The organism is Hymenobacter guriensis, assembly GCF_015773195.1.
In the GTDB taxonomy this organism is placed as follows: domain Bacteria; phylum Bacteroidota; class Bacteroidia; order Cytophagales; family Hymenobacteraceae; genus Hymenobacter; species Hymenobacter guriensis.
In genome coordinates, this window is sequence record NZ_JADWYK010000008.1 from 77552 (window position 1) to 99396 (window position 21845).

The window sequence follows — 21845 nt, forward strand, 5'->3', positions numbered from 1 at the left end:
CCTGCTCTTTTTTTGTGCTAAGCCGGCACGCCTTTCTGGCACCGGCGCCTGCCTATTCCCAGAACAAATTTCCTCAGAGCAAAACGTGGCTTTTCCCGGCGCGTTTTTTCGGCTGCTCGCCCGCTGCACGCTTTCCCAAGCAACCCTCTCAGATGCCCAACTACAACGCGGTTACCAAACACATTACGCTGCCCGACGGGCGGCAGATTTCCATTGAAACCGGCAAGCTGGCCAAATTTGCCGACGGCGCCGTAGTGGTACGCCTCGGCGACGCCATGCTGCTGGCCACCGTCGTTTCGCAGCCCAGCTCGCGCGGCGATGTGGATTTCCTGCCTTTGTCGGTTGATTACCAGGAGAAATTCGGTGGTGCCGGCAACATTCCCGGCTCGTTCCAGCGCCGCGAAGGCCGCCTCTCGGATTACGAAATCCTGGTTTGCCGTATCGTAGACCGTATCCTGCGCCCGATGTTCCCCAAGGACTATCACTACGAGGTGCAGGTGATGATTACCCTGATTTCGGCCGATAAAACCGTGCAGCCCGACGCCCTGGCTGCCCTGGCCGCCTCGGCTGCCCTCTCGATTTCGGATATCCCCTTCGCCGGCCCCATCTCGGAGGTTCGCGTAGCCCGCATCGACGGCAAGCTGCAGATCAACCCCCTCACCGCCGACATTGCCCGCGCCGACATCGACCTGATTGTAGGAGCCACGGCTGACTCGGTAGCCATGGTAGAAGGCGAAATGAACGAAGTAAGCGAAGAGGAAATGGTGGAAGCCATTGCCTTCGCACACGAAGCCATCAAGGAGCAGGTGCGCGTGCAGCTGGAGCTGGCGGCCGAAGTGGAGAAGTCCCACGTGAAGCGCGAGTATCCCAAGTACGAGGAAAACGACGACTTGAAAAAACGCATTCAGGAAGGCGTGTACGAGCAGGCCTACCAGATTGCCAAATCGGGCAACCCCAGCAAAGCCGGCCGCAAGGAAGGTTTTGGGGCCATCAAAAAGTCGCTGACGGAGAAACTACTGGAAGAGCAGCCCGAGCTGGACATGAAGATGTTCGGCCGCTACTACTCGTCGGCCGAGAAAAAGGCTATTCGCGACATGATGATCAAGGAGCGCACCCGCCTCGATGGTCGTCAGCTCACGGAAATCCGCCCCATCTGGAGCGAGGTGAACTACCTGCCTGGTGCCCACGGCTCGGCTTTGTTCACCCGCGGCGAAACCCAGTCCCTGACCACGGTAGCCCTCGGCACCAAGCTCGATGAGCAGATCATCGACACGGCCATGACCTCTGGTTACAGCAAGTTCATGCTGCACTACAACTTCCCGGCCTTCTCGACCGGCGAGGTGAAGCCCAACCGCGGCCCCGGCCGCCGCGAAATCGGCCACGGCAACTTGGCCCAACGTTCTCTGAAGAAGGTAATGCCATCCGACGACGAGAACCCCTACACCGTGCGCATCGTGTCGGACATCCTGGAGTCGAATGGCTCCAGCTCGATGGCCACGGTTTGCGCCGGCTCAATGGCGTTGATGGACGCTGGTATTCCGGTGCGCGCTGCCGTTTCGGGTATTGCCATGGGCCTCGTGCAGGACAAGGAAACCGGCGAATATGCCGTGTTGTCCGACATTCTGGGCGATGAGGACCACCTCGGCGACATGGACTTCAAAGTTACCGGCACCGAGAAAGGTATCGTGGCTTGCCAGATGGATATCAAAATCCAGGGCTTGAGCGCCGAAATCATGACGGCTGCCCTGCACCAGGCCCGCGAAGGTCGCCTGCACATCCTGCGTGAAATGGCCAAGACCATTGCTGCGCCGGCTGCCGAGTTGAAGCCTCATACGCCCCGCTCGCACAAAATGCTGATCGACAAAGAGTTTATTGGTGCCATCATCGGGCCCGGCGGTAAAGTCATTCAGCAAATCCAGAAAGACACCAACGCCACGGTTATCATCGAGGAGAAGGACGAGAAAGGCCACGTAAGCATCTACGCTTCCAACCAGGAAGACATGCAGGCCGCCATCGACCGGATCCGCGCCATTGCAGCCGTACCCGAGATTGGCGAAACCTACAAAGGTAAAGTACGCAGCATCCAGCCCTACGGCGCCTTCGTGGAAATCATGCCGGGCAAAGATGGCTTGTTGCACATTTCCGAGGTGGCCCACGAGCGGCTGGCCTCGCTGGAAGGCGTGCTGGAAGTAGGACAGGAGATTGACGTGAAACTGCTGGACATCGACAAGAAAACGGGCAAGTACCGTCTCTCGCGCAAAGTGCTGCTTGCCAAACCCGAGCGCACAGCTGACTCCAACGGCGCCGCTTAACTGCCGCCGGCCGAACTTTCGCGGGTACCGGGGTGTTGCACACAGTCAAGCCCGGTACCCGCGTTTGGGTACTTTCCGTATACCGGATCAACACGACGTCATCCGCATCAATAACTCAACTCTCTCGCGCCCGCAATGAGACAGCTAAAAATCAGCAAGCAGATCACCAACCGCGAAAGCCAGTCGCTGGATAAATACCTCCAGGAGATTGGCAAGGTGGATCTGCTAACCCCCGACGAGGAGGTAACGCTGGCGCAACGCATCAAAGAAGGTGACCAGCAAGCGCTGGAAAAACTCACCAAGGCCAACCTGCGCTTCGTGGTGTCGGTAGCCAAGCAGTACCAGAACCAGGGCCTGAGCCTGGGCGACCTGATCAACGAGGGCAACCTCGGTCTGATTAAAGCCGCCAAGCGCTTCGACGAAACCCGGGGCTTTAAATTCATTTCCTACGCCGTTTGGTGGATTCGCCAGTCGATTCTGCAGGCTCTGGCCGAGCAGTCGCGCATCGTGCGTCTGCCCCTGAACCGGGTTGGCTCGCTGAACAAAATCAGCAAGTCTTTCTCGGAACTGGAGCAGAAGTTTGAGCGCGAGCCTTCGCCCGAAGAAATTGCTGAAGTACTGGAGCTGACGACCTCAGAAGTGGTCGACACGCTCAAGATTTCGGGTCGCCACGTATCGGTGGATGCTCCGTTTGTGCAGGGCGAGGAAAACCGTCTGCTCGACGTGCTCGAAAACGAGGACGAGGAAAGCCCCGACATGGGTCTGATGAACGACTCGCTCCGCAAGGAAGTGCAGCGCGCCCTGAGCACGCTCACCAAGCGCGAAGCCGACGTTATTACCCTCTACTTCGGCCTGAATGGGGAACACTCGCTCACGCTGGAGGAAATCGGGGAGAAGTTCAACCTTACCCGCGAGCGGGTGCGCCAGATCAAAGAAAAAGCTATTCGCCGCCTGCGTCATACTTCGCGCAGCAAGGCCCTGAAGCCTTACCTCGGGTAATAAGTTTTACCCTCTAACAAAAAACCCCGGCCTGATAGTTGGGGTTTTTTGTTGTAGCCATGGGCCTCCCGTCACTGTGGAGGTAAGCCCGCCGGTCCTGTTACCTTTGTACTTCTCACCTTCACGCTACATACCGCTCGGGTCAGTCCTGGAGCTTTTTTCTCATGGAGAATACCACCCCAGAACACGTAAAGTGTCTGATTATCGGTTCGGGCCCAGCAGGCTATACCGCAGCTATTTATGCGGCCCGAGCCAACATGCAACCTGTGATGTACCAGGGCCTGCAGCCCGGCGGTCAGCTCACCATCACCAACGACGTAGAGAACTTCCCCGGCTACCCCGATGGCATCATGGGACCGGAAATGATGGAGGACCTGAAAAAGCAGGCCGCCCGTTTTGGTACCGATATCCGCTACGGGCTGGCTACCAGCGTCGACTTCTCGGGCCAGCCGCACCGCGTCACGATTGATGAGAAGATTGAGCTGACGGCCGATGCCGTGATTCTGGCTACCGGAGCTTCGGCCAAGTGGCTTGGCATTCCGTCGGAGCAGCGACTCAATGGCTCGGGCGTATCGGCCTGCGCCGTGTGCGACGGGTTCTTCTACCGGGGCAAGGACGTGGCCATTGTGGGCGCCGGCGACACGGCCGCCGAAGAAGCTACCTACCTGGCCAACCTCTGCAACAAGGTGTACATGCTGGTGCGGAAAGGGGAGATGCGCGCTTCGCGCATCATGCAGAAGCGCGTGGAGGACAACCCCAAGATTGAAATCCTCTGGAATACCGTGACGGATGAAATCCTGGGTGAGCACGCTGTGGAGGGGGTACGGGTGAAAAACGTACTGACCCACGAAACCCGCGAAATTGCCATTCATGGGTTCTTCGTGGCCATCGGGCACGAGCCGAACTCCAAGATTTTCCAGCCCTACCTGCACCACGACGAGCAGGGCTACCTGAAGACTATTCCCGGCACCAGCAAAACCAACGTGGACGGCGTATTTGCCTGCGGCGACGTGCAGGACTACACCTACCGTCAGGCCGTGACGGCGGCCGGCACCGGCTGCATGGCTGCCCTGGACGCGGAGCGCTACCTGGCTGCCAAAGACCTACACTAAGCGTAGCTTCTGGCCGTTAGCGGTTGGCTGTTAGCTTTGCCTGATAAAAATGGCTAAGCGCAAACAGTTAGGAGCTGTTAGCACATGTTTTGCCCGGAGAAAGGCTGGCCCGTTGCTATCAGTTCGTAGCTCAATCTTTTAAATCCTGTTGCATTTGCCGACTAAAGTAATTTCCTGGCTTGGGCTGCTCGTGTGCCTGCTGCTGCTCCTGGCCCGCCCCGATGAGGCGCAGGCTCAGCGCCGCCGCACCACGCAGCCCCGTGCCAAGAGCGGATCCTCCGGGAAGCGCAAGGACTTCTTCAAGTTCAAGTCGCCCACCATCCGCTACGTGCGCCCCGACACCACCGTGCTCATCAAGACGGAAGATCTGCCCGATGATGATTCGGAGGCTTCGAAGTCCATCTACTTCAACCCGGCCAAGCAGCTGTCCATCGTGAGCGAGGATACGACCACGCTGGACGAGGGCGAGCAGCAGATTGTGGAGGTATCGGATGAGGTGCTGATTGACTCTTCCTGGATCAAGGTGGCCGGCTACTATGCCATCTGGGATACGCGCAACATCAACCCCTACCGGGTAGACGGGCGCCGCATCAAGGACACGCTGAACCTGCGCTTGGTGGAGCCCGAAAAGCAGCGCTTCAGCAAAATGCCCCTGACGGAAACCCCGCTGACTTCCGACTTCGGCTTCCGGGGCTACCGCTGGCACTACGGCGTGGATCTGGACCTGGAGACCGGCGACTCGGTGAAGGCCGTGTTTGACGGGGTGGTGCGCATCGTGAAGTGGGACGGCTCGGGCTACGGCAACTACATTCTGGTGCGCCACTACAACGGCGTGGAAACGCTCTACGGCCATTTGCAGAAGTCTCTGGTGACGCCGGGTACCTTTGTAAAGGCCGGGCAGCTGATCGGGCGGGGGGGCAGCACGGGCCGCAGCACCGGCTCCCACCTGCACTTTGAGGTGCGCTACGAGGGTAACCCCATCGACCCGGAGCAGATGTACAACTTCCCCGACTACAAGCTGCGCGGCGACAATTTCCAGATTACCTCGGCCCTGTTCAATTACTACAACAAGGCTCTGCGTGCCCGCGCCGCGGCCAAGCGGCACGCACCCACGGCCGCCCGCCGCACCGTCACGCACCGCATCCGCTCCGGCGACACGGTGTCGGGCATAGCCCAAAAGTACGGGGTGTCGCAGGCCCAGATCCGCCGCCTCAACAGTGGCCTGAGTACCCTGCGAATCGGCCGCACCATTCGAATAAAATAGGGTCTTGGGGACTTAGGAGCTTAGGCACTTGGTTTCCGTTCAACGACGTCTCAGTAGGGGCTTGGGGACTTGGTTTCCGTGCAATGAAGCGTTGCTTTCAGGAACATAAACTAAGCCCCCAAGCCCCCAAGTCCCCAAGTCCCCAAAATATGAAACTCGATATACTGGTATTGGCCTCACACCCCGACGACGCCGAGCTGTGCTGCGGCGGTACCATTGCGGCCGCTATTGCCCAAGGTAAAAAAGTAGGTATTGTAGACCTCACGCGCGGGGAGCTGGGCACCCGCGGCACGGCCGCCACCCGCGCCCAGGAAGCTGCCGACGCGGCCCTGATACTCGGCATACAGGCCCGCGAGAACCTGGGCCTGCCCGACGGTTTTTTTCGCAACGACCGGGAACACCAGCTGCCTATCGTGGCTGCCGTGCGTCGCTACCAGCCCGATATCGTGCTCTGCAACGCCGTACACGACCGACACCCCGACCATGGCCGGGGCGCCCAGCTGGCCTCCGACGCCTGCTTTCTGTCCGGCCTGAAGATGATTGAAACCCTCGGCGACGACGGCCAGCCTCAGGAAGCCTGGCGCCCGAAGCAGGTGTACCACTTCATCCAGGACCGCTACATCAAGCCCGATTTCGTGGTGGATATTTCCGCGCACTGGCAAACGAAGCGCGATTCCGTGGCCGCCTATGCCTCCCAGTTCAATGTAGCCGCCGACGGGCAGCCGCACACCCATATTTCTTCCCCCGAGTTCTGGCACTTCATGGAAGGCCGGGCCCGCGAGTTCGGCCACGCCGTGGGCGTGGAGTTTGGTGAAGGCTTCACCGTGGAGCGGCCCATCGGCGTGCGCGACGTAGCAACGCTGTTTTAGTAGGGTGCGGGGCTTGTCCCCGCCCGGCGTTGCATGAAACCTGGTGCGGCTAAGGCTCCAGTAACCCCCCCAGGGCTGCGGCCTCTGCTTCGAGGGCCGTGATACGGGCCTGCAGCAAGTGCCAGCGCGTAACATCCGCGGCTGGCAGGGTGCGGGCCTTCCGCTGCAGCCAGTCCCGCAGCCACGTCCGCCGCTCCGCTGTCTCAGCATCGGCGTCGGCAGGGGGGGGCAGGGTAGGTGGCCAGGAGGGTGGGCAGGGCCTGCGCCCACCGTGCGGCGGCCCGGGCTTGCCGGGTTAGCTTATCGGCCTCCTGGCGCAGGCCTGCGGCTTGCTGCAGGCAGGTGCGCCGCCGAAAATCAAGCTCCACCGCCTCGGGGCCCGGCAGGCCGGCCGGTAGGGCCAGAACGGGCGTGGTGACTTCGGCGGTGGAGCTATAGTCGGCCGGCAGAAGCTGTAGCAGCGGTAGGAGCGCCTGCGTTACCCCACTGGTGAGCCGGCGCCGACCGCTTTCTATGCCCTGCACCAGGGACGGACTCACGCCCAGATACACGGCCAGCTGATCCTGACGCAGGCCAAACCACGCCCGCACCCGGGCTAGCGGATTCATAGAAACACGCGAACGACGGGGCATAGGCAAAAAGTTGTCATCTATTTCTGATAAGATAAAAATAGATGACAACTCTTTCGTTGAATGTGTAATCTATTTTTGTAAAACTAAAAATAGATTACACATTCTGACCGCATACCTGATGCTACTTGCCTTTCCCTTAGCCGCAAACAGGTTGGTTGAGCACCCGGTCAGCGGAAGGGAAATCTGCTGGGAGTGTACCTGCCAAGGCTGGTTTTGTGTAGCTAAGAGCCTCTGACGGCTGGTTTACCAACGTGTAGCGTCTGACCCATGACTTCATCTGACTCCCTTACTACCGCGCCAGAGCCGGCCCCTGCTGCGCCTCATTTCTCCTTGAAGCCCGCCAAACGCCTCCGCCTTAAAGCGGCTGCAGCCACCACGGCCACCCAACTGCTGCCCCTGCTCAAACTCCTCGACACCATCCAGCCCCAGGTGGCCAGCGACTCTGTGTTTCACCTCCGGCGCCTGAAAATTCAGGCCCACTTTGCGGAGGTGCGCCAGGAAATCCGGGCCGAGCGGCCCCGGCGGCAGAAGCTGCAGTTTGCCTTTCAGGCCCTCTCGGAGCTGGTGCGCGAAGAAGCCCGCGACATCAGCCGCGACGAGCTGCAGCAAGCCGCCAAGGAAGTAGTGCTAGCTACACTCAAGAACGCCCCGGCCCTGATTAATGCAGCGCATCAGGCCAGGCTGCTGGCGTAACGGAAGGAGTAGATGGCTACGGACAAGCAAATCCTCCTCGCTTTTTTCCTAGCCTACCAGATTTATAGCTGTTAGATGCCCTAGAGCCATTTTTGCTTCACGCCTAGATGATGTATAAATATTTTTTCTATACCCATACCGTCTTCTAAATAATATTAGGTTTGTACACTTATTGTTGAACCAGTAAGTGCTGTTAGTAGCATGCTGTCCCCTCGTTTTCATGCTCTACTAGCTCAGGATGCGAAGAGACCATCCTAGAGTAATGGCCCCACTTACTATCGATAAGCATTCCGTAAACGATGGCATCGTCTAGCTTTAGGCTGCCAATTTTTCATCCTATACTTTTTTCTCGTATGAAACGATTCTTATCCATCACCCTAATGAGTCTGCTTGTTTTGGTCATGGCTTGCTCAAAGAAGCAAGAAGCGGAACCAGCCCCTGTCTTTGAGGGGACCTGGAAGCAAACGCACCAACGGACACTCATTCAAGATGATAAAGGGCTGGTACTCTCTGATAAAGACGATACCCCCGCCACCCGCCAGGTCTATACCTTTTCAGGGGATACCTGTACGCTAACCCTTGACCCTGCTCCGACTTATGAATTCCGGTATCCGTTTACCTACACCTACTCAGGCGATGTGCTTAAGCTGGTGCCAGCCTTTCCGGGTGGTACGGGATATGACAAGTATCAGGTCCTGGAATTCACAAAGACTGCACTGACCCTGAAAACCAATACAATGATTTTGCAGAACGTAGGGACCGTTACGTACACCTTTTATTTCGCCCGACAATAACCCACTCGGGCTGTGGTTTGCCTTCCAGATGCAACTTCTTTCAGAGCTAGAAATGGCTTTCGCGGTGCTGAAGTAACTTATATGTTATTTTGAAAGCAAAAACGCCCGGCTATTTAGCCGGGCGTTTTGTGTTTCTTAAAAGAACTTTTACCGCACGCCCAGTCGGTTCCGCTTCCAGGCTGAGGCGGTAGCAACCGGAGCTTCCGTAGCGGCAGGAGTAGCGCCGGGTTTCTTTTCTGCGAGCAGCATGGCCGTGAGCACGGCGGCGAGCTTGGCGGTGGTTTCGTCGGGGGCGGCAGGCTTCAGGCTCTCGGGGGTGAAGTGGTCCTTGATGAAGTTGGTGTCGAAGTTGCCGCTCACGAAGGCCGGGTGCCGGAGCACGTAGCGCCCAAAGTCCAGCGTGGTTTGGATGCCCGTAATCTGGTACTCGTCAATGGCGCGTAGCATCCGGGCAATGGCCTCCTCGCGCGTAGCCCCGAAGGTGACGAGCTTGGCAATCATGGGGTCGTAGTGAATCGGAATTTCCATGCCCTGCTCGAAGCCGTCGTCCACGCGTACGCCGGGGCCCTGGGGGCGCACGTAGGTAGTGAGTGTGCCGATGTCGGGCAGGAAGTTGTTCTGCGGGTCTTCGGCGTACACGCGCAGCTCCAGGGCGTGCCCGTTGATGTGCAGGTCCTCCTGGCGGAAGGCGAGGGGCAAACCCTGGGCTACCTTGATCTGCTCCTTCACCAGGTCGAGGCCGGTAATCTGCTCCGTGACGGGGTGCTCCACCTGCAGGCGGGTGTTCATCTCCAGGAAGTAGAAGTTGCGCTGGTCGTCGAGCAGGAACTCTACCGTGCCGGCCCCGGTGTAGTCGCAGGCGCGGGCCACGTCCACGGCGCAGCGGCCCATTTCGGCGCGCAGCTCGGGCGTGAGTACCGCCGACGGAGCTTCCTCAATCACCTTCTGGTGGCGGCGCTGAATGCTGCACTCGCGCTCAAACAAGTGCACAATGTTGCCGTGCTCGTCGCCCAACACCTGGATTTCGATGTGGCGTGGGCCGGTTACAAACTTCTCAATAAACACCGAGCCGTCGCCGAAGGCCGAGGTCGCCTCATTGATGGCCAACTGCATCTGCTCCTCAAACTCACTTTCGGCGTTGACGATGCGCATGCCCTTGCCGCCGCCCCCGGCCGAGGCCTTGATCAGGATGGGAAAACCCACCGTTGCGGCAATCCGCTTGGCTTCCTCCACGTCCGAAATGGCTTCGTCGGTGCCCGGCACCAGCGGAATGTTGTAGGCCTTCACGGCCTGCTTGGCCGAGAGCTTATCGCCCATCACGTTCATGGCCTCCGGCGAAGGACCCACGAAGATGATACCGGCCTCCTTCACCATGCGGGCAAACTCGGCGTTTTCGCTCAGGAAGCCGTAGCCCGGGTGAATGGCGTCGACGCCCAGCTGGCGGCAGACTTCCAGAATCTTGTCGCCGCGCAGGTAGCTGTCTTTGCTGGCGGGCGGGCCCACGCACACGGCCTCATCGGCGTAGCGCACGTGCAGGGCGTTGCGGTCGGCCTCGGAGTAGATGGCCACGGTCTGCAGGCCCATTTCTTTGGCCGAGCGCAGCACGCGCAGCGCAATTTCGCCGCGGTTGGCCACGAGCAGCTTGGTAATTTTCTTCATGGAGAGAGAGTAAGGGGCGGGTGGGAGAGAGGTCGGTAGAAAGAGAAAACGAACGTCATTCCGAGCATGTGGCGCATCAAGCCAGGGACAGAGGAATCTTGCTAGTGTGGTAAAATCAGTTACCACCGCCACTATCAGCACGCGAGATTCCTCGGCTGGGCTCGGAATGACGTTCTATATTAAAAGCAACTAAGTCATTTAGCACCCAAAGAAACACCATTCCATCGGCACCTTCAACCCCGGCAGGCAAAATCCCGGAAGGTTGGAAGCCTGCCGGGCAACGGTTACCTTTGCGGATTGCCATAACTTTGCACATTCCCCGGCGGTTGGGGTTTCGGTCGTAGCCGCTCGTTTTCGTTTCACATTCAACCCGTTCCTTCGTGGATCTATTTGAGAAGATTGCCGCCAACCGCGGCCCGCTGGGCAGCCACTCGCACTATGCGCACGGCTATTTTACCTTCCCCAAGCTGGAAGGCGAGATTAAGCCCCGCATGATTTTCCGCGGCAAAGAGGTGCTCACCTGGAGCCTGAACAACTACCTGGGCCTAGCCAACCACCCCGAGGTGCGCAAAGCCGACGCCGACGCGGCTGCTGAGTACGGCATGGCCCTGCCCATGGGCGCCCGCATGATGAGCGGCAACTCCAACCTGCACGAGCAGCTGGAAAGCGAGCTGGCTGAGTTTGTGATGAAGCCCGACTGCATGCTCCTCAACTTCGGCTACCAGGGCGTGGTGAGCATCATCGATGCTATGGTGAACCGCCACGACGTGATTGTGTACGACGCCGAGTCGCACGCCTGCATCATCGATGGGGTGCGCCTGCACGCGGGCAAACGCTTCGTGTACGTGCATAACGACATGCAGAGCCTGGAAAAGCAGCTGGAGCGCGCCCAGCGCATCATCGATGAAACCGGCGGCGGCATTCTGGTGATTACCGAAGGCGTATTTGGCATGTCGGGCAACCAGGGCAACCTGCGCGGCGTGGTGGCGCTGAAGGAGAAATATCAGTTCCGCCTGTTCGTGGATGATGCCCACGGCTTCGGTACACAGGGCGCAACGGGGGCCGGCACGGGCGAAGAACAGGGCGTACAGGACGGTATAGACCTTTATTTTTCGACGTTTGCCAAGTCCATGGCCAGTATTGGCGCCTTTGTAGCGGGCCCCGAGAACGTAATTGAATATTTGCGCTACAACATGCGCAGCCAGATTTTCGCCAAAAGCCTGCCCATGCCGCTCGTAGTGGGGGCTTTGAAGCGCCTGGAGCTGCTGCGCACCCGCCCCGAGCTCAAGGAAAACCTCTGGACCATCGTGCGGGCCCTGCAAAGCGGCCTGCGCGAAAAAGGCTTCAACATCGGCACTACCACCTCCTGCGTGACGCCGGTGCTGCTGAGCGCGCAAATTTCCGACGCGGCCCAGATTACCTTCGATCTGCGTGAGAATCACGGTATTTTCTGCTCAATCGTGGTGTATCCGGTGGTTCCTAAGGGCGTAATCATGCTGCGCCTCATCCCCACGGCCTCGCATAGCTTAGATGACGTAGCCGTGACCATTAAGGTCTTTGAAGCGGTGCAGGAAAAGCTTTCCAAAGGGCTGTACTCGAAAGCCGAAATTCCGGCGGGTTTGCAGGACTAATCTGACTGCCCGCACTTACAAAGCCGGCCGCTACCCAGCGGCCGGCTTTCTTGTTTTGTATTATTCGGTTATTATTGGCCAGCATAGCGCAGGCTGCGTACAGCAATTGCAGCATAAAAAAGGCCCTGTACGGCTCCTAATGGGGTTTAATAAAAAAAGTTGACAACTTGCTTGTATTTGAAATCCCTGTATATTAGAGCCGATTAACCACTTTCTCCACACCCACTAACCCCCTCTCCAATGAGCAATTTTGGCCAATTGAAAGACCTCGTGATGTCCCTGGAAGGCGACTTCGAGAAGTTCTACGACAAGGGCAACTCGGCCGCTGGTACCCGCGTGCGCAAAGGCATGCAGGAACTGAAGAACATGGCGCAGACCATCCGCACCGAGGTACAGAACGCTAAGAACACCGCCGCTGCTCCCGCTGCTGGTGCTGCCAAAGCGGCTCCTGCTGCTAAAAAGGCCGCTCCTGCCGCCAAGAAAGCTGCTCCTGCCAAGAAGAAGTAGTCTGAACCACGGATTCGCGCGGATTTATCGGATTTCGCGGATTTTGTGGACGATTAAAAAGGGCTTGCCTTCTGGCAAGCCCTTTTGTTTTCTGCTTCAGGCGGATTCAGGTGGAACGGTGCCGGCTACAAAATCCGTGCAAACCGATAAATCCGCGCGAAACGAAGTGCGGCGTAGCCAATCCGTGGTTCTGCCAGTTGAGCTCAGACGAGCTTGATGAGGAAGTAGTTCTTTTTGCCTTTCTGAGCGACAAAGTACTTATCCAGCAGTAGCGGTATATCCAGGGCTACTTGCTCGGGCTGCACTTTCACGCGGTTCAGGCTCACGCCGCCGCTTTGCATCATTTTGCGGGCCTCACCCCGGGAAGAAAAGATGGCGCCGTTGGTGGCGTCGCTCAGCAGGTTCACCACGTTTAGCTCTGCGAGCAGCGCGTGCGAAACCTCCAGGCGGGGCACGCCGGCAAACACGTCCAGCAGCGTGGCTTCATCAAGGCTGCTTAGCTCACCGCCACCGAACAGCACTTCGGAAGCCGACAGGGCCGCCTCAAACGCGGCCTCGCCGTGCACGCGGATGGTTACGTCTTTGGCCAGGGCCTTCTGCAGCACCCGCAGGTGCGGTGCCTGGGCGTGCTCGGCCTCCAGCGCCTCAATCTCCTCCTGGCTCAGCAGCGTGAACACCCGGATTAGGCGAGGCACATCGGCGTCGGCGGCATTGAGGAAAAACTGGTAGAACTGGTAGGGCGAGGTCATGGAGGCATCAAGCCACACGGTGCCGGTTTCACTCTTGCCGTACTTGGTGCCGTCGGCCTTGGTGATAAGCTGGCCGGTGAGGGCGTAGGCTTTGCCCTCGCCGCCCGACATGCGCCGGATCAGCTCCGTGCCGGTGGTGATGTTGCCCCACTGGTCGCTGGCGCCCATCTGCAGGGTGGTGCCAAGTTCCTTATAGAGGTGAAAGAAGTCGTAGCCCTGCAGGAGCTGGTAGCTGAACTCCGTGTAGCTGATGCCCTCGGCGCCCGAGTCCTCGTTGCCGCCGATGCGGCGCTTTACCGAGTCCTTGGCCATCATGTAGTTCACGGTGAGGTGCTTGCCTACTTCGCGCAGGAACTGCAGAAACCCGAACTCCTTGAACCAGTCGTAGTTGTTGACCACGCGGGCCCCGGTGGGCGAGTCGTCGAACACCAGAAACTTCTCCAGCTGCGCCCGGATGCCGGCCTGGTTGCGGCGCAGGGCCTCCTCATCCAGCAGGTTCCGCTCGGCCGACTTGCCCGACGGGTCGCCAATCATGCCGGTAGCGCCGCCTACCAGCGCCAGGGGGCGGTGGCCGGCGCGCTGCAGGTGCACCAGCAGCATAATGGTGGCCAGGTTGCCGATGTGCAGGGAAGGCGCCGTGGGGTCGAAGCCGATGTAGCCGGTGATGGGCGCGTTCTGCCGCAGGTGCTCCTCAGTGCCGGGCATCATGTCGTGAAACATGCCCCGCCAGCGCAGTTCATCTATTAGGTTCAAAGTGGAATTAGTAATTAAGAATTAGTAATTAAGAATCAGGCCGGCGGAGTAAACAAGTAGTCTGGTGCGTACCCTGAAGAAGCGATGCAGCCGGCTAATTCTCACAAAGCAGTCCGCAAAGGTAAGAGGCAGGCCGTACCTTTGGGTAGGAAGAGTTGCGAAGGTTCCAGTTGGTTAGCCAAGGTCAATTCTTAATTACTAATTCTTAATTACTAATTCAAACTTGACGCTCACGCCCGACGAAATCCTGAAGCAGCTCCAGCAGCGGCAGTTTGCGCCCGTGTACTTTCTGCAGGGCGAGGAGCCGTACTATATTGATCTGGTGGCCGATTTGCTGGAGAAGCACGTGCTGCCTGAGCACGAGAAAGGCTTCAATCAGGTAGTCATCTACGGCAAGGATACCGATGTGACGGGCATTCTGGGCCAGGCCAAGCGCTTCCCCATGATGGCCGAGCGTTCCGTCGTGCTTGTGAAGGAAGCCCAGGCCGTGGCCGATCTGGAAGCCGAAAAATCGTGGCCATTTCTGGAGGCGTATCTGAAGAACCCGCTGCAAAGCACCGTGCTGGTGTTCTGCTACAAGCACAAAACCCTGGATGCACGCCGCAAGCTGGGCAAGCTGCTTTCTGGCGATAAAAAGGAGCCTGCGCCGGCCGGCACGGTGCTCATGACCAGCAAGAAGCTCTACGACAACCAGGTGGCGCCCTGGCTAAGCCAGTATGTACGCTCCAAAAACCAGCAGATTACGCCCCAGGCCACCATTATGCTCTCCGAGTACATCGGAGCCGAGCTGGGCCGCCTCACGAATGAGGTCGACAAGATGCTGCTCAACCTGCTGCCCGGCCAGGCCATCGACGAGGACCTGGTGCAGCGGATGGTGGGCATCAGCAAGGAGTACAACATCTTCGAGCTGCAGAGCGCCCTGGTGCGCCGCGACGTGCTCAAGGCCAACCGCATCCTGCTGTACTTCGAGGCCAACCCCAAAAACAATCCGCTGATTCCTAACCTCACGCTGCTGTTCAACTTCTTCGCCCGCCTGCTGGCGCTGCACCAGAGCCCCAACCCCTCGGAGGCCGACTGGCTGAAGATGGGCTTGCGTTTTCCCATTCAGCGCAAGGACTACCAGACCGGCCTGAAGGTGTTCGACTTCCACCGCACCCGCGACATCGTGCACCTGATCCGCCGCGCCGACGCCCAAAGCAAAGGCATCGACTCGGGCTCCATGACCGACGGGGAAATCCTGCGCGAGCTGATCTGGCTGATCCTGCACCCGGTGCCGCTGCACGCGGTGCTGGGAGAGTAGACCACTAATTTTCCCGGAGCTTTCTTTCTATGAGTTCTTTTCCCGCTTTGCAGCCCCGCCTGCTGGAAGCCCCCGCCCGTCAGCTGCTAGGCTGCAGTCTGGCTATGTCGCGGGCCGAAGACCAAACAGCCCTGCTCTGGCGCACCTTTATGCCGCGCCGGCGGGAAATTGCCTCGCCCGCCAGTCCCGACCTGTTCTCGGTGACCCAGTACCCGCCCGGCTATTTCGCAGGGTATGATGTCCACGCCAGGTTCTGCAAATGGGCTGCGGTGGCCGTGGATGGCGACGCGCCCGTGCCGTTGGGCATGGAGACCTTAACGGTGCCGGCCGGCCAGTATGCGGTATTCGACTACCGCGGGTCGAGCCTGGATACGCGGGTGTTTCAGTATATCCTGCTGGAGTGGCTGCCGGCCTCCGGGTTTGTCGTCGATGACCGGCCGCACCTGGAAGTGCTGGGCCCCGGCTACCGCAACGCCGACCCTGCGTCCGAGGAAGAAATCTGGCTACCCGTGCGGCCCCGCCCGGCTACGGGCAACTGACTGTTTACCGGGGGCTGACGTGCTAAACCACAAGTAGCAGCGGGCCAGAGGCGCCCGCCGGAAAAGAGAATTTTCAGGCAAAGGAAGGGGCATGGTTTTCCCGGTTGGGAAGTACCCCCGCTGGAAAGCGGGGCGTAGGAGCGGGCTTCATCCCGGGAGCGGGGGATGACAGCCACCGCTTGTGGGTGGCTTACTGCTCGGGGCCGCCAGCGGCCCAGCGGAGGCTAGCCTGGGTTTGGGCGTACTTGGCCTGGAGCTCCGCCAGCTTCAGGCGGGCATTCACCAGGCTGGCTTCACGGGCGTTGAGCAGGAACACCGAGCTTTCCCCGTTTTCAAAGCGAGTTTGCTCGCCCCGGCGCAGCTGCTCGCCGTTTTGCACCACCTGGGCCTGCAGAGTTAGCTGCGCCCGCAGGGCTTCCCAGTCGTTGGCCACCGTGCGCAGCCCGGCCTGAATTTCGCGGGTGCTTTGCTGCAGGTCCAGTTCGGTTTCACGCAGCTTCAGGCGGTTGAGTTGGAGCTTGGCGCGCTCCTGGCGCAGCAGCACGGGGTAGGCAAAGCGCACTCCCAGCTTGTAGTTGTTTTGCAGGTAGCTGCCGCTGAGTTGGGCTCCGGTTTCGGGGCTGAAGGGGGCGCCCGCCTGCAGCAGGTTGTAATCGACGTTGAGCTTGGGCAGCAGCTTATTGGCCAGTAGACGGCGCTCCACGCCCAATTGGAGGAGCTTGGCCCGGCTTTTCTGCAGCTCGGGGTGCACCTGCTGGGCTTGCTCCGCGAGCAGGGTTAGCGAGTCGGTGGGGAGGGGGCGCCAGCCGGCGGGGTCTACCAGGGGCTGGGGCCGTACGTCGGCGGGCAGGTCCCTGGGCTGCTGCTGCTCGTCCCAGAGGTAGGTGCTCAGCTGCAGGGTGGCGTTCTGCCACTGCACCTGGGCCTGCACCAGGGCCGCCTGCCGGTTTTGCAGCTCGGTCAGGGCCTCCACCGAGTCGATGGCGGCTAGGTCGCCGAGGCGCACCCGCTCCCGAATGGCCCGGAGACGTACATCGGCCAGCTCCGTATTCTGGCGCAGCAATTCCCGGCGCTGGTAGCTCAGCGTCCAGTCCCAGTAGTCCTTGGCGGCTTGCAGCAGTAGCTTGTTGAGGGCTCCGCGGCGCTGGGCTTCGGCCAAGCCCTGCAGGGCCTGGGCCTGGCGTACGGCGGCCCGGCGTTCATCCACCAGCAGTCCCTGGGCCAGCGCCACCGAAATGCCCAGGTAGCTTAGGCCGGCCGGAGCCGTGTAGTTTTCGGGGTTGATGTAGGTGCCGGTGCCGCGCTCAAAGCCAGCTTTCACGTCGGCGCCAAACCAGAGCGGCACCCGCAACTGGGAGTCCCAGTCGTGGAAGTATTCCTTGCCGCCCAGAGTTTTGCCGTAGTATTTGCTGGTCGCAGCCGGGTCGAACTGCCCGCGGGCAAAGCGTACCTCCTGTAGGGCCCGCTCGGGCAGCAGCCCCGCCTGCCGGGCCACGGGGTGGCGCAACGTGACGTAGGCGAGCAGGTCGCTGAGGCCAAACACGCGGCTGGAGTCGGGCAGGTCCACGGGCCGGCCCACCGGGTCGGGGGTGGCCATAACCCGTCCTGCAGGGCGGGCGGTTTGGGCCTCCGCGCTTCCCAGGCCAGCTTCCAGTAGCAGGCCCGTCGCCAGGGCAAAAGTGCGCAGCTGCTTCATTTGCTTTCTTCTTCGGTTGAGTAACCGGCCTTCTTCTCGCTCTTAACAGCTTTGCCTTCTTTCCCGTCCTTGCCGGCAGGGGCGCCCACAAAGTCGGGCGGGAAGCCGTTCACCTGCCGCCACAGCTCGTACCAGATGGTCACGTCGTCGAGCAGGGCCCAGCCGTACACCCCGCTGCCTACGCGCAAAGGCTTGGGCCAAGGTTCTTGGTCGGGGTCCGGGGTGACCAGTACCCGGTACTGGCCCTGGGAGTCGATGTTGTCGATGACGGCCACCACGCCGCCGAATGTGCCGAAGCTGGTGCCGGGCCAGCCACTGAATACCAGGGCCGGCCAGCCGTCGAACTGCAGCCGTACCTTGCGGCCCACGCTCAGCAGGGGAATGTCCATGGGCTGCACGTACAGCTCGGCGGCCAGGGCCGGAGCATCGGGCATTACCGTAACGATAGGCTCACCTTCCTTCACGATTTCACCCAGACCCTCTTTCAGGGCCCGGACTACGTAGCCATCCTGGGGGGCCGTAATCTGGTAGTAGCCCGAGCGGATGTTAAGGTTGGCCAGCTCGTTACGCATTTTGGCAATCTGGCCTTCGGTGTCGAATTGGTAGGCCGTCACGGAGCGCCGGTCCGACTCCGACTTGGCCAACTTGTCCTGGTACTCGGCCGAAAGGGAGGAAAGCTCCAGTTGGGCGTTGCGCAGGGCCTGGCGGCTGGCGGCCAGCTTGTTTTCGGCGGACTGTAGCTTGGCTGTAGTTTCCTGAAACTTCAGGCGGCGTTGCTCCAGCTCGGTCAAAGACTTCAGCCCCTGCTTGTAGAGCTCTTCCTGCCGTTCCTGCTGGCGTTGGGCAATAGTGTAGTCGTTGCGCACGGCCACGAGGTCGGCCTCGTCAGAGTTTACTTTAAGGCGGCTTTGCTCCACGTAGTTGCGGGCCTTACTGAGGCTCACCTGCAAGCCCGTACGCAAAGCCACTTGCTGGTCGCTGAGGGCCGCGTTCTTGGCTTTGTTTTCACTGAGGGCGGCAATTTTGGCTTCTAGCTGCTCCCGGGTGCGCTGCACCAGTTGAGGGTCAAAGTACTTTTCCTTGACTTCCACTAGCTCCACCAGCGTGTCGCCCCGGCGCACGTGCTGACCCTCGCGCACCCGCCAGCGCGCAATGCGGCCGGCAATGGTGCTGGGTACCGTTTGGGGGCGGTCCTGGGGGCGTAGGGTGGTGAGGGTGCCAGTGGAGCGTATGTTCTGCGTCCAGGGCAGGAAGCCCGCCGCTAGGGCCAGCAGCCCCAGCGCAGCCGCCCACCGGGCCAGGGTACGGCCCGTGGTTGGCGTCTGCACCCGTGCAAACGAGCGGAAGCGCCCAGTCAGGGGGTTGGATTCGGCCAATGGATGTTCAGCAAACGGCATTAGGGCAAAAAGTAAGGAAGTAGAGAGAAACGCGGCAGGGCTTCGTGAGTACTAGGCTAGCAGATCGTGCATCCCAGGCTGCTGGGATACTTCGGCAAAAGAGCCATCAACCACCAGCCTACCGGCCCGGAGCACGGCCAGGCGCGGGCACAAGGCCAGCACCCGCCGGTCGTTGGAGGCTACGACTACCGTCCAGCCCTGCTCAGGAGCCAGCACCCGTCGCAGAATGCGTAGCCGCTCGGCGGGCTCTACGCCAGGCAGGAAGGTATCGAGCAGAAGCAGGCGGGGGCGGCGCACCAGAGCGCGGGCTAACAGCAGCTTCTGGCGGGTGCTTTCCGCCAGGGGTGTGCCAATGCCGAGGGGAGTGTTCAGCCCTAGCGGGCGGGCATATAGTTCGTCGCGCAGGCCTACCAGCTCCAGGGCCCAGGCCACGTCTTCGGCCCCGATGCTCGCCTGCCCCAGGGTCAGGTTGTCGAGCACGGTGCCATCGAAAAGATGCTGGTGGGCAATGTTGTCGCCTACATGCTCGCCCAGGGAGGTGGGCTCCACATCCTGCAGGGCAATGCCGTCGTAGGCCACCACGCCCGTATAGCCCGTCAGCAAGCCCGCCAGAATGCGCAGCAGGGTGGTTTTGCCCGAGCCGTCGTAACCCGCCAGCCCCAGGTGCTCCCCGGCCCCGATGCTGAGCGTGAGCTGGTCGAGGGGGGCGCGGGTTCCACCGGGGTAGGTGTAGCTAAGCTGGCGCAGCTCGGCCCGCAGCCCGCTTCGGCCGGCCGGCAGTGGCAGGGTGGTAGTGCCCCCGCCCGGCACCAGGGGCAGGTCCAGCACATGGCCGATTTTATCAAGGGAGGTCAGCGCATCATACACCACATCGAGCTTGAGCAGCACTTTTTCTACCGCCGAAATGGTGAGAATGATGATGATTTCGGCCGCCACAAACTGGCCAATGTTCAGTTGGCGGTTGATCAGCAGCCAGCAGCCGATGATGAGCAGTGCCGCCGTAATCAGCGTTTTAAACGTCACGAACCCCCAGTACTGCACCAGCAGAATCCGGAAATGGCTTTGACGGGCACTCAGGTAGCCTTCCACCAGCGCATCGGTGCGCTCCAGGGGCAGCTCTTGCCGCGGCGGGTGGCGGAACGTCTGTACCGTGCGGGCTACATCTTCCAGCCAAGCCACCACGCGGTACTTGTACTTGGATTCGAGCAGGCTGGTGCGCAGGCCCTGGGGGCCGGTTACGCGAATCATCAGCGCCAGCAGGGCCACCAGTAGCACCCCGAAGGCAATAAAAATGGGGTGGTAGAAGGAGAGCAGCAGCAGGCCGAAGAGAATTTGCAGGGCGGCGGCCGAAAACTCCACTAGAATAGTGGCCATGCCCTTTTGCAGGGTGGGCACGTCGAGCAGGCGGTTCATCAGCTCGGGCAGGTATTGCCCGTTGAGAGCTTCGCTGCGCACGCGCGGCAGGCGCAGGGCAAAGTCCAGGCTTAGGCGGGCAAACAGGCGCTGCTGAATAAACTCCACCAAGTATACCTGCATCACCTGCAGACCGCCTACTAGCAGGGTACCCAGCACGATAAAGGCAATGAGCACGATCAGCGAAGTACTCACGGCCCCGCTGCTTACAAAGCCAATAACCGACTGCACGCCCAGGGGCAGCGACAGGCTGATAAGCCCCGTCAGGGCCGCGTACACGTAGAGGTAGGCAATGTCGCGCCGCTCCGAGGTGAGCAGACGCCACAAGCGCTGGCCGGGGGTGAGCGAGGAGGCGTGCGAGTCCGCCATAGCATGCAAGAGGTTGGAGTGGGTAATGTGGGGCCGGAGCCTTTTCGAGCTGGGCTATTTTTCTCAGTTCGTTTAGCCGCGGCCCCTAGCCCAGGGCCGCAAAGGCCAGGCGGGTAAGAAAGTCGTAGATGGATTTGTTTTCCGCTGTCGGGGCGCCCGCATCGGTGAGCGAGGGCAGGTGCTGGGCAAAGAAATACTGCTTGCGGGCCGATTCGAGCAGGGTGCTTACTAAGGCATGGGGGTAGAGGTAGGCCGGGTTGATTTCGCGGACCACCTCGGTAATGCCCGCCGCCAGCTGCTTGTACTCCCGAAAGAGCCCGGCTTTGTTGTCCTCGTCCACTTCCTTGGTGAGGTAGGCCTTGGACGCTTCACTCACCACAATGCGGTAGAGCGCGGCCTCATCAAGCTGCGTGGTGGCCGGGTCGTCCTGGTGGGCCTGGGTGAGAATGCCCAGAATCAGGCGCAGGCGCTGGCGGGCGTCGGGCACGTTGTGGGTATGAAACCGGATCTGGTAGCGCAGCCAGGCCCAATGCCAGCTCACCAGGTACACCAGCAGCTTGTGCTTGTTTTCGAAGTAGCGGTACAAAGAGGCCTCCGTGGACTCGATGCGCTGGGCCAGCTTCTTGAAGGTGAACTGCTCGAAGCCGATTTCGTCAATCAGGCGGATGCTTTCGGCCACCAGGCGGCGGCCCAGGTCGGTGTCCTGGGGGTCGCGCAGGTAAAGATTTGCGTTGAGGTCGATGCGAAGCATAGCGTACGCAATAAGTCCGGCGGGCGTAGGTGGAAAGAAAACTTATTGTTAGGCACTGTTATTCCAGCATTCCAGCGTAGGCCGCGGGGAACTGGCACGTTCAGCGTGGCCACTAGCAGCACCCACGCTGATGGGTACTCTAGGCGGCAGACCTAAAAGGAAGTCAAGGTTCTGTTTAACGCTGCAAACTTATCAATTCTTACGATGATAATAGCTTTACTATTATAAAAGATAGCATTAATTCATTTTAATGCGGTAAAGTTATTTTTTTAATTAAGCGGCAATCCATCTGCGTCGGCAGGGGCGGCTAATCCGTTGCGTCACCAAAAAGCAAGCAACATCAACCTTTGGAAAAATTTCCTCGTTAACAGGAAAAATTTCTTTAGATTCGACCTGTCAAATCGCA

The 21845-nt window shown here is 60.1% G+C and carries 17 protein-coding genes and 1 pseudogene; 11 read left to right on the plus strand and 7 right to left on the minus strand.

Translation table 11 applies throughout. The annotated features are described in order from the left end of the window. Nucleotides 1–152 precede the first annotated feature (152 nt). The 5 genes from pnp to bshB1 all read left to right on the plus strand — a co-directional run bounded on the left by pnp (nucleotide 153) and on the right by bshB1 (nucleotide 6556). Nucleotides 153–2312, plus strand: coding sequence for a polyribonucleotide nucleotidyltransferase (gene pnp, locus I5L79_RS14105; protein ID WP_196955702.1), 2160 nt, complete (start codon nucleotides 153–155; stop codon nucleotides 2310–2312). A 135-nt stretch (nucleotides 2313–2447) separates the two neighbouring features. Beyond that, nucleotides 2448–3311 (plus strand): sigma-70 family RNA polymerase sigma factor, encoded by an 864-nt coding sequence (locus I5L79_RS14110; protein WP_044513580.1) that lies wholly within the window; start codon nucleotides 2448–2450, stop codon nucleotides 3309–3311. A 164-nt stretch (nucleotides 3312–3475) separates the two neighbouring features. Next, the gene (gene trxB / locus I5L79_RS14115; protein WP_196955703.1) at nucleotides 3476–4423 is read left to right on the plus strand and encodes a thioredoxin-disulfide reductase; all 948 of its coding nucleotides are present in this window, start codon (nucleotides 3476–3478) and stop codon (nucleotides 4421–4423) included. 154 nt (nucleotides 4424–4577) lie between these two features. Continuing rightward, on the plus strand, nucleotides 4578–5687 hold the full coding sequence (locus I5L79_RS14120) for a peptidoglycan DD-metalloendopeptidase family protein (RefSeq protein WP_231403108.1): 1110 nt from the start codon (nucleotides 4578–4580) through the stop codon (nucleotides 5685–5687). Nucleotides 5688–5836: 149 nt separating this feature from the next. After that, nucleotides 5837–6556 carry a bacillithiol biosynthesis deacetylase BshB1 gene (gene bshB1 / locus I5L79_RS14125; protein ID WP_196955704.1) on the plus strand — a complete coding sequence of 240 codons (720 nt, stop codon included), beginning with the start codon at nucleotides 5837–5839 and terminating at the stop codon, nucleotides 6554–6556. A 203-nt stretch (nucleotides 6557–6759) separates the two neighbouring features. Here bshB1 and I5L79_RS14130 read toward each other — a convergent pair whose 3' ends face one another. Next, nucleotides 6760–7164 carry a helix-turn-helix domain-containing protein gene (locus I5L79_RS14130; RefSeq protein ID WP_196955705.1) on the minus strand — a complete coding sequence of 135 codons (405 nt, stop codon included), beginning with the start codon at nucleotides 7162–7164 and terminating at the stop codon, nucleotides 6760–6762. 291 nt (nucleotides 7165–7455) lie between these two features. Here I5L79_RS14130 and I5L79_RS14135 point away from each other — a divergent pair, with 291 nt between their 5' ends. Together I5L79_RS14135 and I5L79_RS14140 are read left to right on the plus strand one after the other, a co-directional pair. Continuing rightward, complete coding sequence (locus I5L79_RS14135) at nucleotides 7456–7881, plus strand: hypothetical protein (RefSeq protein WP_196955706.1); 426 nt, start codon at nucleotides 7456–7458, stop codon at nucleotides 7879–7881. A gap of 353 nt (nucleotides 7882–8234) precedes the next feature. Further along, nucleotides 8235–8675: a hypothetical protein gene (locus tag I5L79_RS14140; protein WP_196955707.1), complete on the plus strand. Its 441-nt coding sequence runs from the start codon at nucleotides 8235–8237 to the stop codon at nucleotides 8673–8675. A gap of 147 nt (nucleotides 8676–8822) precedes the next feature. Here I5L79_RS14140 and accC read toward each other — a convergent pair whose 3' ends face one another. Continuing rightward, nucleotides 8823–10334 carry an acetyl-CoA carboxylase biotin carboxylase subunit gene (gene accC, locus I5L79_RS14145; protein ID WP_196955708.1) on the minus strand — a complete coding sequence of 504 codons (1512 nt, stop codon included), beginning with the start codon at nucleotides 10332–10334 and terminating at the stop codon, nucleotides 8823–8825. 380 nt (nucleotides 10335–10714) lie between these two features. Between accC and I5L79_RS14150 the strand changes: the two genes are divergently transcribed. Together I5L79_RS14150 and I5L79_RS23665 are read left to right on the plus strand one after the other, a co-directional pair. Continuing rightward, nucleotides 10715–11965, plus strand: coding sequence for an aminotransferase class I/II-fold pyridoxal phosphate-dependent enzyme (locus tag I5L79_RS14150; protein ID WP_196955709.1), 1251 nt, complete (start codon nucleotides 10715–10717; stop codon nucleotides 11963–11965). A 240-nt stretch (nucleotides 11966–12205) separates the two neighbouring features. Further along, nucleotides 12206–12376, plus strand: a pseudogene (locus I5L79_RS23665) (histone H1); the annotation flags it as partial. A 299-nt stretch (nucleotides 12377–12675) separates the two neighbouring features. On the opposite strand, the gene tyrS reads toward I5L79_RS23665, so the two are convergent. After that, the gene (gene tyrS, locus I5L79_RS14160; RefSeq protein WP_196955711.1) at nucleotides 12676–13974 is read right to left on the minus strand and encodes a tyrosine--tRNA ligase; all 1299 of its coding nucleotides are present in this window, start codon (nucleotides 13972–13974) and stop codon (nucleotides 12676–12678) included. A gap of 223 nt (nucleotides 13975–14197) precedes the next feature. Here tyrS and holA point away from each other — a divergent pair, with 223 nt between their 5' ends. Together holA and I5L79_RS14170 are read left to right on the plus strand one after the other, a co-directional pair. After that, nucleotides 14198–15274, plus strand: coding sequence for a DNA polymerase III subunit delta (gene holA / locus I5L79_RS14165; protein WP_196955712.1), 1077 nt, complete (start codon nucleotides 14198–14200; stop codon nucleotides 15272–15274). Nucleotides 15275–15303: 29 nt separating this feature from the next. Beyond that, on the plus strand, nucleotides 15304–15813 hold the full coding sequence (locus tag I5L79_RS14170) for a GyrI-like domain-containing protein (protein WP_196955713.1): 510 nt from the start codon (nucleotides 15304–15306) through the stop codon (nucleotides 15811–15813). A 190-nt stretch (nucleotides 15814–16003) separates the two neighbouring features. On the opposite strand, the gene I5L79_RS14175 is transcribed toward I5L79_RS14170, so the two are convergent. The 4 genes from I5L79_RS14175 to I5L79_RS14190 form a co-directional block, all read right to left on the minus strand. Then, nucleotides 16004–17509, minus strand: coding sequence for a TolC family protein (locus I5L79_RS14175; RefSeq protein ID WP_196955714.1), 1506 nt, complete (start codon nucleotides 17507–17509; stop codon nucleotides 16004–16006). After that, on the minus strand, nucleotides 17506–18906 hold the full coding sequence (locus I5L79_RS14180; protein WP_196955715.1) for an HlyD family secretion protein: 1401 nt from the start codon (nucleotides 18904–18906) through the stop codon (nucleotides 17506–17508). The genes I5L79_RS14175 and I5L79_RS14180 overlap by 4 nt, the downstream gene beginning before the upstream one ends. 51 nt (nucleotides 18907–18957) lie before the next feature. Beyond that, nucleotides 18958–20688: a peptidase domain-containing ABC transporter gene (locus I5L79_RS14185; protein ID WP_196955716.1), complete on the minus strand. Its 1731-nt coding sequence runs from the start codon at nucleotides 20686–20688 to the stop codon at nucleotides 18958–18960. An 85-nt stretch (nucleotides 20689–20773) separates the two neighbouring features. After that, complete coding sequence (locus I5L79_RS14190; protein ID WP_196955717.1) at nucleotides 20774–21439, minus strand: TetR/AcrR family transcriptional regulator; 666 nt, start codon at nucleotides 21437–21439, stop codon at nucleotides 20774–20776. Between the last annotated feature and the right edge of the window lie 406 nt (nucleotides 21440–21845).